Source organism: Pedobacter sp. KBW01, assembly GCF_003852395.1.
Lineage (GTDB): Bacteria > Bacteroidota > Bacteroidia > Sphingobacteriales > Sphingobacteriaceae > Pedobacter.
This window is the reverse complement of record NZ_QAJQ01000006.1, coordinates 257,186-272,511: the sequence shown is the minus strand read 5'-3', so window position 1 is coordinate 272,511 and position 15,326 is coordinate 257,186. Positions and strand designations below refer to the sequence as shown.

14 protein-coding genes and 3 pseudogenes are annotated in these 15,326 nt (G+C 38.7%); 11 read left to right on the top strand and 6 right to left on the bottom strand.

The genetic code is table 11. From position 1 onward, the window contains the following. Positions 1-55: 55 nt before the first annotated feature. Positions 56-790: a hypothetical protein gene (locus DBR40_RS06925; RefSeq protein ID WP_124559011.1), complete on the bottom strand. Its 735-nt coding sequence runs from the start codon at positions 788-790 to the stop codon at positions 56-58. 96 nt (positions 791-886) lie between these two features. Between DBR40_RS06925 and DBR40_RS06920 the strand changes: the two genes are divergently transcribed. Further along, complete coding sequence (locus DBR40_RS06920; protein WP_124559010.1) at positions 887-1,876, top strand: helix-turn-helix domain-containing protein; 990 nt, start codon at positions 887-889, stop codon at positions 1,874-1,876. A gap of 38 nt (positions 1,877-1,914) precedes the next feature. Here the strand turns inward: DBR40_RS06920 and DBR40_RS06915 are convergent, their stop codons facing one another. Beyond that, the gene (locus tag DBR40_RS06915; RefSeq protein WP_124559009.1) at positions 1,915-4,335 is read right to left on the bottom strand and encodes a DUF5916 domain-containing protein; all 2,421 of its coding nucleotides are present in this window, start codon (positions 4,333-4,335) and stop codon (positions 1,915-1,917) included. A 191-nt stretch (positions 4,336-4,526) separates the two neighbouring features. Here DBR40_RS06915 and ffh point away from each other — a divergent pair, with 191 nt between their 5' ends. Both ffh and DBR40_RS06905 read left to right on the top strand, forming a co-directional pair. After that, positions 4,527-5,864 (top strand): signal recognition particle protein, encoded by a 1,338-nt coding sequence (gene ffh, locus DBR40_RS06910; RefSeq protein ID WP_124559008.1) that lies wholly within the window; start codon positions 4,527-4,529, stop codon positions 5,862-5,864. Positions 5,865-6,061: 197 nt separating this feature from the next. After that, positions 6,062-6,781 (top strand): annotated as a pseudogene (locus DBR40_RS06905) (magnesium chelatase domain-containing protein); the annotation flags it as partial. 151 nt (positions 6,782-6,932) lie between these two features. Here DBR40_RS06905 and DBR40_RS06900 read toward each other — a convergent pair. The 3 genes from DBR40_RS06900 to DBR40_RS06890 form a co-directional block, all read right to left on the bottom strand. Continuing rightward, complete coding sequence (locus tag DBR40_RS06900) at positions 6,933-7,880, bottom strand: nitrilase family protein (protein WP_124559007.1); 948 nt, start codon at positions 7,878-7,880, stop codon at positions 6,933-6,935. 64 nt (positions 7,881-7,944) lie between these two features. Then, positions 7,945-8,748, bottom strand: coding sequence for a helix-turn-helix domain-containing protein (locus DBR40_RS06895; RefSeq protein ID WP_124559006.1), 804 nt, complete (start codon positions 8,746-8,748; stop codon positions 7,945-7,947). A gap of 137 nt (positions 8,749-8,885) precedes the next feature. Next, entirely contained in the window at positions 8,886-9,257 is a 372-nt protein-coding gene (locus tag DBR40_RS06890) for a helix-turn-helix transcriptional regulator (protein ID WP_233603821.1), read from the bottom strand. Between the two features lie 47 nt (positions 9,258-9,304). Between DBR40_RS06890 and DBR40_RS06885 the strand changes: the two are divergent. The 6 genes and pseudogenes from DBR40_RS06885 to DBR40_RS06860 form a co-directional block, all read left to right on the top strand. Next, positions 9,305-9,790: pseudogene (locus tag DBR40_RS06885) on the top strand (ATP-binding protein); the annotation flags it as partial. Positions 9,791-9,951: 161 nt separating this feature from the next. After that, positions 9,952-10,348: pseudogene (locus tag DBR40_RS06880) on the top strand (GxxExxY protein). Between the two features lie 39 nt (positions 10,349-10,387). Next, positions 10,388-11,005 (top strand): XAC2610-related protein, encoded by a 618-nt coding sequence (locus DBR40_RS06875; RefSeq protein ID WP_124559005.1) that lies wholly within the window; start codon positions 10,388-10,390, stop codon positions 11,003-11,005. 220 nt (positions 11,006-11,225) lie between these two features. Next, complete coding sequence (locus DBR40_RS06870; RefSeq protein WP_039474169.1) at positions 11,226-11,600, top strand: hypothetical protein; 375 nt, start codon at positions 11,226-11,228, stop codon at positions 11,598-11,600. A 114-nt stretch (positions 11,601-11,714) separates the two neighbouring features. Beyond that, entirely contained in the window at positions 11,715-12,284 is a 570-nt protein-coding gene (locus tag DBR40_RS06865; RefSeq protein ID WP_124559004.1) for a Crp/Fnr family transcriptional regulator, read from the top strand. A gap of 84 nt (positions 12,285-12,368) precedes the next feature. Then, positions 12,369-13,049 carry a type 1 glutamine amidotransferase domain-containing protein gene (locus tag DBR40_RS06860; RefSeq protein ID WP_124559003.1) on the top strand — a complete coding sequence of 227 codons (681 nt, stop codon included), beginning with the start codon at positions 12,369-12,371 and terminating at the stop codon, positions 13,047-13,049. A gap of 52 nt (positions 13,050-13,101) precedes the next feature. Here the strand turns inward: DBR40_RS06860 and DBR40_RS06855 are convergent, their stop codons facing one another. Then, positions 13,102-13,356 (bottom strand): hypothetical protein, encoded by a 255-nt coding sequence (locus tag DBR40_RS06855; RefSeq protein WP_124559002.1) that lies wholly within the window; start codon positions 13,354-13,356, stop codon positions 13,102-13,104. A gap of 94 nt (positions 13,357-13,450) precedes the next feature. Here DBR40_RS06855 and DBR40_RS06850 point away from each other — a divergent pair, with 94 nt between their 5' ends. Together DBR40_RS06850 and DBR40_RS06845 are read left to right on the top strand one after the other, a co-directional pair. Next, complete coding sequence (locus tag DBR40_RS06850) at positions 13,451-13,801, top strand: hypothetical protein (RefSeq protein ID WP_124559001.1); 351 nt, start codon at positions 13,451-13,453, stop codon at positions 13,799-13,801. A gap of 85 nt (positions 13,802-13,886) precedes the next feature. Then, positions 13,887-15,269, top strand: a complete 1,383-nt coding sequence (locus DBR40_RS06845) for an MBL fold metallo-hydrolase (RefSeq protein ID WP_124559000.1) — start codon at positions 13,887-13,889, stop codon at positions 15,267-15,269. Positions 15,270-15,326 lie beyond the last annotated feature (57 nt).

Genomic DNA, 15,326 nt, shown 5'->3' with positions numbered 1-15,326 from the left:
AACTTTTTGGGGCATGTCCATTTAAGCTGTGGCCTTTTTGTTAGCACAATTTTTTTTAAGCTCCGCCGCCAACTTTACCAATTTCCCAGTAAGGCATGGTAATCATCTGGCTAAAGCGTACACCCCGTTGTTTAAGGTATTTTTTAAATTGTTGTACCGATTTTGCTCTCCCGGTGAGGTAAAAAGTAGCATCTTGCCACATCTCCCAGCATAAGGGATGCATATTATCCATCCAGTTAATGGCATTTTTTGCCGGAGCATTTAAATCTGAAGGAACAACATCAATCAACAGGTTAATGTGATCAACTGAATCGAAATTTTCTTCCTGTAACTCCAATATTCCAAAATACTCCACATCTTCATCAGCCGCCTTTTTTCCAAGCGATTCGTACAAACCAAGACTTGTTTCATCACCAAAAAAGAAATGCTGATTGGAAGCTTCATTATACTTTACTCTTGCACGATCAACAATCAGCTTCAATATATCGCCTTTTTGGATATTTACCGCCAGGCTATGGCCTGGCCCCTGCCTGTTCAGGTAAAAAATAACCTCACAAGTGCCGTTTCTCTCATCAAAGCCCGATAAAGTATAATGTCTGTATTCGTTGGCGTTAACCCTTAGCAGTACCTCGTTACCTGGTATAAATTTGGCATCAAAAAATTCTCCTTCAAAGGTAACGCACTTTAAGTTGCTGCTTAACATTTTGATTTCCACAACTTCTGCTTGATATATTTTATTGCTGATCACTTTTTCCATTGTGTTGGCCAGCCATGAAGGTAATTTAGGCATCGTATTAATTTGTTTAGTAACTTTGAACAAAAGTAGCTGTCTAACAAACGGATCTTTTTATACCAAAAGGATTAAAGTTTATATCACAAGGATTTTATGGCCTTAAATATTTATGATGGCGACGAGAGATACTATGTTGTAGGGAACAAACTCGACAATAACGCCCTTAATCAAGCCCTTGTAACCGAGCGAAGGGATAAATATAGCTTTCCGTTTGGCGACGCAGAGATTGTGGAGATTGCTTTTTCGGGAATTTATATTGTTTATGGCGATATGCTGGTAAAGAAGAGCCGCCTGCGCATTAAGTCTTTTGATGAGCCCGATATGGTTGAGCTCCATTTTTCGATTATGGGAGGAGGAATTATGGAAAATTATCTCACCAACAAGCGCCTGGATATTAAAGCCAATCAACATAACATTATTTACAGCCCTGATTTTGATGGAATGGCCGAGTTTACGGTAGGCGGCCCACATAAATTTTTTGAAGTAAACTTCGAACGGTCGCGCTTTATTGATTTAACGAGCGAAAGCAGTACCTTATTAAGAAATTTTGCCGAAAATATCATGAATAACCGTTCGGTAGAAATTTCATCAGAGAATCTGCCCATCAGCCTGGCCATGCACAGCTGTATTAACGATATTATGAACTGCCATTTTACAGGTGGATTAAAATTGTTGTTCCTTCAATCTAAATGTTTGGAGCTTTTGGCGCTACAGGCGCAGGCTTTTGAAGAGGCGGCGAGGAAAACGGAGCGTCCGACATTAAAATCAGCTTACGATAAAGAACGAATTTATTATGCAAGAGAATACTTGTTAGCCAATGCCTGCAAACCACCTTCTTTAACCGAATTGGCAAAAGTAGCGGGCATAAACGAGTTTAAACTAAAACAGGGCTTTAAGGAAACATTTGGTAACTCTGTTTTTGCTTATCTAAGCGATTATAGATTAATGAAAGCAAAAGAGCTTTTGGCCGATAAGCAAGTCGACATCAAAAATATTTCTGACGATTTGGGTTACTCGTCTGTACAACATTTTAACAAGGCATTTACCCGGAAATTTGGCTTAAGTCCGGGCAAAGCGCGATAATATTTGCCATGGGTTTAAACCCATGGCAAATAAATCTTTTAACCTTTTTTCCGTTTTTTCTTCAGGTCTAAATAATCAACGTAATACAAAACCTTAACCGATAAGCTGTTATTTTGAGGCGCATTTAAAATCCCGCTTAGGTTTTTGTTGTAGCGCTGTGTATAAAAAGTATCGTAAGTTTCAGCCGCATCTTTATACGAAACAGAAAGTGTACTTCCCGGCGCAAATTGCCAGGTATAAATTAAATCGATATTAAAAACATTGTAATTCCGGTCCATTCCGGTTAATAGCGCTCCCTGATAATCGGTTAAGTTACCATCGGGCTTTAGCAGGTAAAATTCCTTATTCCTTCTATCGCTCCAGTAATGCCGCAACACCACAGTAATCCCCATTAGGTTGGTAAAAGTATATTTGGCATCGAACGAGTTTTCTACCGTTCTGCGATCATACCTTGAAAAAATGGACTGATTACCTTGTGTGGTTACCCAGTTAACATAGTTGTAATTTGGGTTAAAGTTTAAATCCAATCCAAATGCAACTTTATCGTTAAGCCTTAGGTTTTGAAAAAAGTAAAAGTTATACATTTTTCCTTTGAATAGCTGTTGTTCAAAAAAGCGGATATTTCCACCAAAATTATAAGCTTTAGCGCGGTTGGGGTTGATGTACAGGCTTACACCATAATTTTCGGGGGCGTGGTAAACCTGCCCGGTCCTTGCTTCGTAAAAATCGTTGCTTTTCCTGTCCCAGCTTACATCGAATTCTGCCGACCACTGGTTTTTAAACTGAACCCAATACCCTCCGTTAAAACCAATTTTTTGATAAGCTGCCGGAATTGCCCTGCGCGAATAGTTTAAATTAAGCCAGCTTTCAAACTGGTTATACCATTTGCTGGGTTTGTATATGTTGTAGCCAATGCCTATCCGCTGATCTAAGAAGTTGTTATTGGTAAAGAAACCCATATCCGATGGATCGAATTTATTATCGGCATATACCTGGTTGTAGCTCCAGGTAAAATTGCCACTTTGTTTTCCGAAACGAAGTGTATAACTATAACCAGTACTACTTTCTTCGCCACGTAAATAGCTCATTTTAGCCCCGCCATTAACAAAATACTTATTGCCTTTATTGTTTAAATTGAAAAGCAGCGCACTAACATTGGCATCATAGGCAGTACCTTGTCGCAGTACATTGGTATTGATAAAGGTAGCCGAACTGTTGTTTTTTAACGATTGGTCGAAAACCAGAATGTTGTAATTGGTTAAGGGCTGTGTTTCTACCATCCCAAGGTTACCTTGCACATCCTCTACTTCGGTTTCCATGCTGTTGGTAATGGCATTAAAAATACCAATACCCAAACCCTTTGCCGTACGCCCCGAAATTTTGGTTGCATTTAAAACCTTAGCCTCTGTTTGGTCTTTCACAACTTTATCATTACCAACCCCGCTGTAATTGTAATAGGCTGGTATGGAGCCAATCCGTTTCGAATAAAATAAATCGCCCTTGTTAAACAATTCAGTTCCTTCTGTAAAAAATTGCCTGTTTTCGTTAAATTTTACTTCGAAAGGAGTAAGGTTAAGAATCCGGTTATCTGATTGCACCTGACCAAAATCGGGCACCAGTGTCATATCTAAGGTAAAACTGTTGTTAATACCATATTTTACGTCCATACCGCCATTAAAACGCGAAGTTGTGTTTTTAACTCCAGGTTGATTTATAGGGTAGTGGTTTACATAGGCGGATAGATATGGCGAAAAGGAAAGTCTTAAGGGTGGTTTAATGTCTTTTATGCCTGTCCAAAGCCCCTCCTGATTGATAAAACCATTTACCTTAGGGTCAACAAAATTCCAGAAGGTTTGTGTATTGCTGCGCTGTATCCTGCGGCTAAAATTTAATCCCCAGTTTTGTACATCCTTGCTTGAAAAGCGCAGGGCAGAGTAAGGAATTTTCATTTCGCAGGTCCAGCCTTTATCGTCGATTTTAACTGCACTTTCCCAAACCGCATTCCAGTTTTCATCTTCATTGCCCACCTGCGAGTATTTGGCATCAAACTGTACCCCAGCAGCGGTAACAAAAAAACCATTGCCATTCATCTTATCGTAAAAGGGATCGACAATGATGGAAATAAAATCGGCATTCCCAATGTTATCTCTCGAAACCAACTCATGCGAAACACTATCCGGACTATCGTACATCCGCGCATAAACATAAATGGCTACATCATCATAAAGCACCTTCATTTCTGTACGTCTATCGGCAGTTTCTACCTTCCCCGGGTGAGGCCTGATTTGAAAAAAATCGGTAGCAAGCGGAACATCTTTCCAGCATTCATCATCTAAAACACCATCAATTTTAGGACTTTGAAGGGTTCTTTTTGCTTCTAAATGCTTTTGCTTGGTAATATCCTGAGCCTTGCAAAAAGCACATATCAATAGTAGAACCGGGAGGATGCAGCGCTTCATTCGTTTAAGTTAATCGGGTATAAGACCAACTCTCCAACAAAATGTTGCACCAAAACAGAAATATAATCGCCCGGCCATAAAGTTTTGACTTTGAGTTGCTAAGATTTACAATCAAAATTTGATACATTTGCCTTTTATTAAAAACAAGTAGCTTTTTGCCATCCGGCACTAAGCCTTTAGCTTAAAAAAAGATGTTTGATAATTTACAGGACAAGCTAGACAGAGCATTTAAAGTATTAAAAGGACAAGGCAGCATTACGGAAATCAACGTGGCAGAAACCATGAAAGAGATTCGTAAAGCATTATTAGATGCCGACGTTAACTATAAAACCGCAAAAGCATTTACTGATGATGTAAGGCAAAAAGCTTTAGGGCAAAATGTACTTACAGCGGTTTCGCCAGGCCAGTTGCTTACCAAGATCATGAACGATGAGCTTGCAGCCTTAATGGGCGGCGAGGTTACCGAACTAGATACTAAAGCAAACCCAACTATTATTTTAATTGCAGGTTTAAACGGTGCGGGTAAAACCACATTTGCCGGTAAACTTGCCTTGCATTTAAAAGGTAAAGGCAAAAAGCCTTTATTGGTTGCAGGCGATATGTACCGCCCTGCTGCTGTTGATCAGTTAGAGGTTTTAGGTACTACGGTTGGCGTATCTGTTTATGCCAACCGTGCATCAAACGATCCTGTGGGCATTGCTTTAGAAGGTATTGCACATGGTAAACAAAATGGAAATAATGTAATCATTATCGATACCGCCGGCCGTTTAGCGATCGACGAATCGTTGATGAACGAAATATCTGAGGTTAAGGCTAAAACCAATCCACACGAGATTTTATTCGTAGTAGATGCAATGACTGGTCAAGATGCGGTAAATACAGCTAAAGTATTTAACGACCGCTTAGACTTTACTGGTGTTGTTTTAACCAAATTAGATGGTGATACCCGTGGTGGTGCGGCCCTTTCAATTAAATCGGTAGTAAACAAACCGATTAAATTTATTGGTACCGGCGAGAAAATGGAAGCACTTGATGTTTTCTATCCTGATCGTATGGCTTCGCGTATTTTGGGTATGGGTGATGTGGTTTCCCTTGTTGAACGTGCTCAAATGCAGTTTGACGAGAAAGAGGCGGCAGAACTTCAGAAAAAAATCCGTAAGAATAAATTCGATTTCAACGATTTCTATAACCAGATTCAGCAAATCAAGAAAATGGGTAACATGAAAGATTTGATGGGCATGATTCCAGGGGTTGGCAAAATGATGAAAAATGTAGATATACAGGATGATGCATTTAAATCAATCGAAGCTATTATTAACTCGATGACCCCATTCGAAAAAGAAAACCCTGACGCCATTCAGCAAAGCCGCCGTTTACGCATTGCAAAAGGTTCGGGCAGCAAAGTAGAAGAAGTTACCAAGCTGATTAAACAGTTTGAAGATATGCGCAAAATGATGAAGCAGTTTTCGAACCCCGCAGCAGCGGCAGCCATGATGAAAGGTATGCCTAAAATGCCATTTGGTAGATAGGAGATAGGTTTAAGGTGTAAAGCCAATAGACAGAAAATATAGTCCCGATCAGAAATGGTCGGGATTTTTTATTTTAAAGGATTTAGAGATCGGCTTAAATATTTTCTTTTAGCTAAACAATTACTATCTTAGTCGATATTGATTATCCATTTCCGGATAAACAACACATCCCACTTTATTTTATTAAAAAGAATTGAATGCTTGTAAAAACATACGGGAGTGCTGTTTATGGCGTAAATGCACTTACCATAACCATCGAAGTGAATATCAGTGCCTGCACCAAATACTACATGGTAGGCCTGCCCGATAATGTAGTAAAAGAAAGCTTGAGGCGTGTAGCCAGTGCCATTACGGTATCGGGATTCCGCATGCCCAAATAAAAAATTGTAGTTAACCTGGCACCCGCCGACTTAAAAAAAGAAGGCTCCTCTTACGATTTGCCTATTGCCATTGGCATTTTAGCCACTTCAAGGCAGATTCCACATGATGAATTAGAAAACTATTTCATTATGGGCGAACTTTCTTTAGATGGCTTCATTCAGCCCATAAGATGGGCTTTACCCATTGCCATACAGGCACAACAAGATGGCTTTGCAGGTTTTATCCTGTCTAAACAGAATGTGCGCGAAGCCGGCATTGTTAACGATTTAATTGCCTATGGCGTAGATAACCTGGCCCAGGTTGACGCGTTTTTCAATAAACACGAAGCTTTAGAACAAGTTAAAATTGATACCAAAGCAGAATTTTTAAAGAACATCAACCAATACGAACACGATTTTGCCGATGTTAAAGGACAGGAAAACATTAAGCGCGCACTCGAAATTGCTGCCGCCGGCGGGCACAATGTTATTTTAATTGGTCCGCCGGGTACTGGTAAAACAATGCTTGCCAAACGCCTGCCTACTATTTTACCCCCCCGTTAAATTTATGGAATGAGTTTATAATAATTCCAGAAAGAAAAACGATATTCCAGAGATAACTGAGGTAGGTTTGATTTGTTGAGGTGCCTGTGTACTTGATTTAGTGTAATTATTGAAAAACGAGTGAATACTGAGAAACCACGAGATGTTATTTTTTCAACCAGGCAACTTGTTGGTCTGGTGTGTGTGGTGAGGCTAAAATTTCTCCATAGAGATCTGGTCTTCTAGCATTTTTATATCGAAAGCCACCTGACATTTCTAATTCATCCTTACACAGTTCAGCAACGATAAATTCATTTTCCATTGTTCTGCATTCAGCTACAATTTCTCCGAAAGGATTTATGATCATCGAGCAGCCATTTTTTAATTGGTCATCATCCATGCCTATCGGATTACAAAAAACCGCATAAATTCCATTATCATAAGCGCGCGCAGGAAGCCATTTCATCAGCCAGTTTCGCCCTTTATCACCATCAAATTCCGATCTTAGTACGGCAGCATTTTTGTCTTTTTCTTTCCAAAGCTCCGCATCTACAAACCCTGCACCAGGGCGAGGAGATGGTGTACACATCGTTACATGAGGCATAAAGATTATTTCTGCACCAAGTAATGCCGTTGCCCTTACATTTTCTATTACGTTATTGTCATAGCATATCAAAATTCCACATTTCCAACCCTTAATTTCAAAGATTGTATAGGATGTACCTGGCAATAAGTTAGAATTGATGAAAGGATGAAGTTTACGGTGTTTAGCAATAAGTCCGGTCTCATTGACGCAAACATACGCTTTGAACATATTTTCATATTCATCCTTTTCAAAAAGGCCGGCTAGAATTGTAATTTTATACTTATTTGCCATGTCAATCAGAGCGGTTACCGAAGGGCCGTTTGGTATCACCTCTGATAAGGCAAGCATTTCACTCCGGCTAAGTTTTCTTGCAAATGAATAGCCCGTCACAGAGCATTCATGAAAAGCAATAACCTCGACCCCAGATCTTGATGCTTGGCTGACAATTTCTTCTATTACAGAAAGGTTATAAACCTTGTCGCCGCTGGCATTCTCGAATTGGACAGCTGCTACTTTTAAATTTCCCATATCTTTTTTCTACAAATTTATATCTTACACCATTACCGGTATTGGATGTTTCCGACAAAGTGCGTTAACCTCTAAAGCTAAAAAGATTCATTGCCAATGGATCAAAAGATGCTAGATATTTTAATGGTGAGGTGCTTGTAATTTCTTTAAATTTGTTATTAAGATGGGCCTGATCATAAAATCCTGCTTCAATTGCCGCCTGTACAGGAGTATAGATGTGGTTGGGGTCTCTCAAAATTTTTAAATAATGATTTATACGCAAGATCCCATTTAATTTCTTTGGGGAAATTCCTATAAAACGATCAAACCTCCGCTCCAATAACCGTTCACTTACAAACAAGCCTCGCAGTAGCTCTTGGATGCTGATTTTGCCATGGCTCTGGTTCATATGATATAGGCTTTCTCTTAGCAATTCATCGGTTGGAGGCAAAGTTGATAAGAGATTAAAGAAGAATCTTTCCAGCTCTTTTATGATTTCACCCTCATCGTTTAACCCTCTGATAGCCATTTGCAGGAAAGAAGCACTTAGACCGAACAAAGCACTTAAAGGTAGGATGCAATTTTTCAACCTGTCAGGCTTTATCCCACTTAAAAAAGCGAGCGCATAAGGCTGGAGAACAATAACTATCATTCCACAGGCTGGTGGCGGAGGGATAATTATTGGATGTTCCATCAAACCATAAGCAATCAATTCCCCCTTTTGAAGTTTTTGATTATGAAGGAATGGAAGCCGGGAATACGATAGTGGTACAACGATGCCTGGATTGCCATCCGAAAAAAATCTCATCACAGAGTTGCTTGTCGAAGGGTAATAGATCAAAAAATGTTTTATGATGACCTTAAGACCATCTGATGGAACTATCTGCATAATGTAATAGACTTAATTTTCATTACCAAGGTTGCAAAAGCTCTAATGCGCATAGTAATTTGTAAAATTCAACAAAACCTCGCCTAAGTTATAGTGAGCCCGTAATTTACTATTAAACGGTGGAATAATGATAACGATTATAACATCGAATCTATCTTTTCCATTATTGGTTTGTTTTCTTCTAATTCCCAACTACAAATTGTAGCTCCATCAACTCCCAGAATTTTTCCAAATTGTTTTTGGCTAAGCCCATTAATGTTTCTATGCGCTTTTAGTTTCCCTGAAGGAGAAGTCAAATCAACCTCAAACGGCATGTAACCCAAAAAATTTATAATGCACGGAAAAAATTGAATTTGAGGAGTACTCCGGTTTCTTTCCCAATTTGTAATGCAGTCTTCAGTAACTCCACAAATTCTTGCCACGTCTTTTTGAAGCAGCTTTAGTTCCATTCTTTTCTTTCTTATATGATCACCGATCGATACTGGATTTTCTGGATAGGAAATAGGCATTGGTTTTCCGGTTTGGCTTTCAAAACGCAAACAAGGCAACGCAGGAATGTCCATGTGGTTTTTACAATCACCCTGAAAAGGACTGTGTTTGCGCACCCGGAGTAGTTCAAAAATACCTAAGCAAAATTTCAGGGCCGCTTTTAGACCGCATTGATCTTCATGTTGATGTTACTCCTGTAAATTTTACCGAGCTGGCCTCTAAAGAAGAGACAGAAAAGAGTGGTGAGATCAGCACGCGGGTTATCCGTGCACGCGAAATACAGGATCGCCGCTTTGAAGATAAGGAGGATTTACATTACAACGCACAAATGAGCCCTAAAATGGTTCGCAAAGTATGCCGGACCAGTAACGAAGAAAACGCACTATTAAAATCAGCAGTGGAAAGATTGGGTTTATCTGCGCGGGCCTACGACAGGATTTTGAAAGTAGCCCGAACAATTGCCGATTTGGATGGGAGCGAAAACGTAGAGCTGGAACACCTCGCAGAATCGATTAATTACCGCAGTTTGGACAGAGATGGCTGGGCGGGGTAACGCATACAAATTACCATATATTTTAGCCGTATGGAACAAATAGCTAAAATTACAGCTCTTTGAAGAACCCTATATGGTCTATGTATCTACATGGCTTAACAAAACAACGTCTTTTAACATGAGAATATCCACCGTATAGTTTAAAAACTAAATAAGAAGAAATGATTACCACAAAAGCCTACTTAAGATCACTAACCTACAATGTGATTGGTGCAGCAATTGAAATTCATAAGTCCCTTGGCTCTGGCTTGCTAGAAAGTGTTTACCATGAAACATGAACTTTCACTTAGGGGTATTAACTTTATAACCGAAGTGTCTACACCTGTGTGCTATAAAAACATTGCTGTGGCAACAACGCTACGCTGTGACCTACTCATTGAAAATTGCCTCGCTGTTGAGATAAAGGCTACAAAGAATATCAAACCTATTATTGAGGCACAGATATTAACCTACATGAAGTTACTTGAAGCTCCGCAGGGATTGATAATAAACTTCAACTGCATAAACATTTTAATGATGGACAAAAAACATTTGTCAATGATTTTTATCGATATTTAGAGGAATAAGCTCAGCGAATACCGCGCGCAATGTTTAACTATGAACAAGCTCATTTATTTATTCTTTATTCTCTTTAACAGCAACTTGTTTGCACAAAAAGTATTTCACCTGGTCAATTCCAAAGATACATGGCAATATATCCATCCTTTTAGAGATAAAAGTTATGTGATAGCCATACAATACGAGCTGGACGAAAAAGGCAAAGACCTAGGAGTGAGAAATTCGAATATTTACTTTGGTAAAACTGGCATAAAAACTGACAATGTATTTTGGAAAGAAAAAATTGATCTGCGTTTGATTAAAGACAATATCTCCTACGAAGATTATAATAATGATGGCATTAAAGACCTACTTATTTTTTCAGATACCGGAGGTCGTGGTGGCAATGCCTTTTATTATTTATTTCTTATAAATTCTAAAAACAGAAAAATCAATAAGGTTAAACATTTCGAAAATATTGTAAATCCCGAATACAATCGCAAACACAAAGTGATCGTTTCTTATGGCCTATCGGGTACAAACCATTATAGCATTTATAAAATTTCGAGAGATAACAAAGCTTATGAGATCGGAAAAAGTTTTGAAGATACTTTTGAAAGCGATCCAACTGAATTAGACCGGAGAATTAAAAAGATTTTAAAAAACACTGTCCATTAATTACGATTATTCCAAAAATAATAGGCACTTGCTCTCTTTCTTTCGGCAACTCGCCACCAACCACTCAAAAACAAAGTAAACAACTTACCATCAACGTATTAAACTTCAAACAAACGTTTCAAATCACCCTGATTCAATAGGCCTATCACCCTCTTTGGCATAGTCATTGTCAAAGCACTGTTACATTTATTACCTATTTAAAAACTAAAGAGTGAAAGAGATGAAAAAGACAGTTCAGATTTTCAGCATGCTTTTAATAGCATTAACAGTGATGGTTTCGTGTAAAAAAGATACCGATCCCGCCGATCGTGATTTCTTTGTGGGCACTTATAAAGGCTCAGTTTCTTACCGTAGTGGCGAATCAACCATTACCAGTAGCGACGGCAAAGTAACCGTAAGTAAAGTTGGTGAAACCTATAATTTTTACTTTGGCAACAACATTCCTGATATTACAGGTGTAAAATTCGAAAAGAAAGGCGATAACAGTTATGTGAGCATCGGTTCGGGCTTAACAGGCATTAGTATTGATGCCAGCAACCTAACCATTAGGGTAGCTAAAGATAGTCAAATCTGGACGGCAGATTGCACCAGATAATTTTTCAAATAAATAAAGACCCGGTTAATCATCGGGCTTTATTTATTTCCATTGCTTTGTTATGCAAATCAAAAAATAAAACGAGTTTGAAGCTTATTTAGCTAAATTTATAGCATGAGTTTTGAATTAAGAACACACCTCGAAGAAATCGTTCCACTCAGTGATCAGGAGTTCGAACATATAGCCGCACATTTCAAACCTAAAAACCTTAAAAAACATCAGTATCTCATTCAGGAAGATGAGTTTGTAACCAATATCTATTTTGTAGTTAAGGGCTTGTTAAAAGCCTCCTTTACAGATGTAAACGCCAAAGAGTATATCATGCAGTTTGCCATGGAGAACTGGTGGCTTTCAGATTTTCGTGCCTTTTACGGCAATTTTAAATCCATTACCAATATCAGCTGCCTTGAAAATTCAGAGTTACTTTATATCTCCAAAGAAAATTTGGACAAATTGTGTAAGGAGAGCCATAAAATGGAGCACTTTTTCAGGGTAAAAGGCAATTTTGGTTATGTGGCTTTACAACAAAGAATTTTATCACTACTTACAACAAATCCCAAAGAGCGTTTCGAACAACTGACACAGCAATATCCACAACTAATGCAACGGGTTTCTAAAACAATACTTGCAGCGTATTTGGGTATTTCGAGAGAAACGCTTAGCAGGCTTTCTGCAAAAGTGTGATTTAACGCACATTAAATCTGTGATTGAAGTCCTTTGTTAGCGAAAAGGATAGGCCTAATTTTGTAATACACTTAGCATAAAGATATGAATAAGAAAGTTTTATTCGTGCTTACGAGCCACGACGAATTAGGAAACACAGGTTTAAAAACAGGCTTTTGGTCAGAAGAATTAGCTGCACCTTATTATGCCTTAACCGATAAAGGTATCGATATTGTACTGACATCGCCAAAAGGTGGCCAGCCACCAATAGATCCAAAAAGTGAGGATCCAACTTTCCAAACCGATACCACACGAAGAATGGACAAGGACACTGTTCTTTTAGATAAATTAAAAAATACCATCCCATTGGCCAAAGTAAATATGGATTATTATGATGCTGTGTTTTATCCAGGTGGCCACGGACCATTGTGGGATTTAGCAGAGAGCACAACTTCGCAGCAACTCATTACCCGTTTTTATACTGCCAATAAACCTGTTGCATTTGTATGCCACGCCCCAGGCGTACTTAAAGACGTAAAAGTAAATGGTGAGTATTTGGTAAAGGGTAAAAATGTAACCGGCTTTACCAATACCGAAGAAGAAGCTGTTCAATTAACAAACATAGTACCTTTTCTGGTAGAAGATATGCTGGTAAAAAATGGCGGAAATTATAGCAAAACTGCAGATTGGAATCCTTACGCTGTGGTTGATGGGTTGTTAATAACCGGACAAAACCCTGCCTCATCTGAAAAAGTTGCAGAAGAGCTCTTAAAACTCATTGCCTGATTTTAAAATTTTAATACTGGCTGGCAATGTCGGCCAGTATTAATATGAAAACTTAAAGCTCGTCTTCGTCCTCATCTTCCTCTTCAGGCACATAATTTTCAATCGCCTGGCCAATGGCATTCACTTCTTCATCCTCCTCAAAAATGGGCAATTCTGTTTTGTAATCCATTTTTAACCAGATAGATGATGTATCTTTTTGAATCTGAATGTACTCTTTTCCATCTTTAAAAATGGTGTATGAATCGTTCCCTTCCGGAAAAACTGAATAGTTGACTGGGCCGATTTCGATGTCGAAAGGTTCTTGCATTGTTTTCTTTTTTGTGTAAAGATAAACATCTTTTTGTTGAGGTAATGACAGGCAAAATACATTATACTTTACCTTTATAAATAAAAATTTAACCATGGATTTTTCTAAGGCAGATAATAAAGTTGCTCGTAAATTATTTGAAGTGGCTTTACAGCGTGAATTGATAAAAGGGATGAACGAGTTTTCTGAGATCCTAATAGAGTGGAAAGCGCAAAAAACTGAAGAAAATAAAGATGCCTATTACAAAATTTTTATTGCTGTGAAAGATTTTGATAAACATATCGCCAGAAGATATGATGGCTTGAAAAACTCATGGTTTTTTCAGACTGTTGTAGCTATGCTTTTAGACAAAACAATTACAACATCTGATTTAGAGCCCTTTTCTGAAGAAGCAAAAAGTGAAATATTAAGAGCCCTTGAGCTAAGGTATAATGATGAGTTATAATTAAAAAATTACTTCTTATAGTTTAAAAATTGGGGTAATTGTACTACTTTACGCCAAACTAACTATTTATAGTACGGATTAGAAGATGAAGTTAACGTTTTGGGGTGCAGCACAACAGGTAACCGGTAGCATGCACCTGCTCGAAGTTGGGCATTATAAAATACTGATAGATTGCGGATTGGATTATGAGAAGGAAACCTACCAGGAAGAAAACCAACAATTCCCCTTTGATCCGGCCAGCATAAACCTAGTTGTTTTAACCCATGCCCACATCGACCATTCCGGTAATTTACCCACTTTGGTTCGTTTGGGATTTGATGGGCAGGTGCTTTGTACCTCGCCAACTGCCGATTTAACTGCAATTTTGCTGTTCGATTCCGTAGAACTTTTTTTACGCAAGCAAAGCCGTAAACCACGCACTAAAAGAGGCAATTTTAGTGGACCGAAACCTTTGTATCTGCACAAACATGTAATGGATACCATTGATCGGTTTGTAACCATTGCATTTAATAAACCATTTAAAATAAACGGCGATATCAGTCTCACTTTTATCCCTGTTGGTCACTTGCTGGGTGCCGCTGCTGCTGTATTAACCATTAATGAAAACGGGGAGGAAAAGAAAATAGCTTTTACCGGCGATATTGGTCGCGAAAACTATCCGGTGTTGGTAAATCCAGAACCACTACCAGAGGTTGATTATTTAGTAAGCGAAGCTACTTACGGCGGCCGTTTGCACACCAAAGACCAAACACTGGAAGAAAGATTGGTACAGGAAATTACCGAAGCCTGTATTAAAAGCCCGGGCAGATTAATTATCCCTGCTTTTAGCATCGGCCGAACACAGTCGCTTGTTTTTGCACTGAACCAGATTTTCACCAAAAAACTGCTGCCGCCCATCCAGATTTTTGTAGATAGCCCCATGGCCATACAAGCTACTGATGTTTACCGCAAGCACCACAACCTGGTTAGCCAGGAAGCCAAAGACTTTTACCAAACCATGGGCGATGAATTCGAATTTGAGCATTTGGCTTACGTTCAAACCATGAAAGAGAGTAAAGATGTTTCTAACTATTTCGATCCCTGCATTATCATTTCATCAGCCGGTATGTTGGAGGGTGGTAGGATACAAGACCACCTGTATTACAACATCCAGAATTATTACTGCACTATTCTTTTTATTGGCTATTGTGCTAAAGGTACTTTGGGATATAAATTATTAAGCGGAGCACCAATTGTACGCATTAAAGACCGCGAAATGATGGTTTATGCCACGATCCGCCAAACAGATCTGCTAAGCGGCCACGGTGACCACAACGATCTCATAAAAACAGTTAAACAAACAGGCCATCCTAAAAAGGTATTTCTGGTTCATGGTGAAGATAGAAGCCTGCAAAGTTTATCCTTAGCGCTGCAGGAAGATGATTTTAATGTTGAAATACCTGAAAGAGGAGAGGTTTTTGAACTGTAGTTGATAGTCCATGGTCTTATAGTTTATAGCCTAATACACAATAGCTATTAACAATTA

Bases quoted from the DNA above. Each gene is read 5' to 3' on its own strand.
- DBR40_RS06925 (WP_124559011.1), bottom strand. From the start codon at position 790: ATGCCTAAATTACCTTCATGGCTGGCCAACACAATGGAAAAAGTGATC.
- DBR40_RS06920 (WP_124559010.1), top strand. From the start codon at position 887: ATGGCCTTAAATATTTATGATGGCGACGAGAGATACTATGTTGTAGGG.
- DBR40_RS06860 (WP_124559003.1), top strand. From the start codon at position 12,369: ATGAATAAGAAAGTTTTATTCGTGCTTACGAGCCACGACGAATTAGGA.
- DBR40_RS06845 (WP_124559000.1), top strand. From the start codon at position 13,887: ATGAAGTTAACGTTTTGGGGTGCAGCACAACAGGTAACCGGTAGCATG.
- DBR40_RS06875 (WP_124559005.1), top strand. From the start codon at position 10,388: ATGAACAAGCTCATTTATTTATTCTTTATTCTCTTTAACAGCAACTTG.
- DBR40_RS06870 (WP_039474169.1), top strand. From the start codon at position 11,226: ATGAAAAAGACAGTTCAGATTTTCAGCATGCTTTTAATAGCATTAACA.
- DBR40_RS06865 (WP_124559004.1), top strand. From the start codon at position 11,715: ATGAGTTTTGAATTAAGAACACACCTCGAAGAAATCGTTCCACTCAGT.
- DBR40_RS06855 (WP_124559002.1), bottom strand. From the start codon at position 13,356: ATGCAAGAACCTTTCGACATCGAAATCGGCCCAGTCAACTATTCAGTT.
- DBR40_RS06915 (WP_124559009.1), bottom strand. From the start codon at position 4,335: ATGAAGCGCTGCATCCTCCCGGTTCTACTATTGATATGTGCTTTTTGC.
- DBR40_RS06900 (WP_124559007.1), bottom strand. From the start codon at position 7,880: ATGGGAAATTTAAAAGTAGCAGCTGTCCAATTCGAGAATGCCAGCGGC.
- DBR40_RS06895 (WP_124559006.1), bottom strand. From the start codon at position 8,748: ATGCAGATAGTTCCATCAGATGGTCTTAAGGTCATCATAAAACATTTT.
- ffh (WP_124559008.1), top strand. From the start codon at position 4,527: ATGTTTGATAATTTACAGGACAAGCTAGACAGAGCATTTAAAGTATTA.
- DBR40_RS06850 (WP_124559001.1), top strand. From the start codon at position 13,451: ATGGATTTTTCTAAGGCAGATAATAAAGTTGCTCGTAAATTATTTGAA.
- DBR40_RS06890 (WP_233603821.1), bottom strand. From the start codon at position 9,257: ATGCCTATTTCCTATCCAGAAAATCCAGTATCGATCGGTGATCATATA.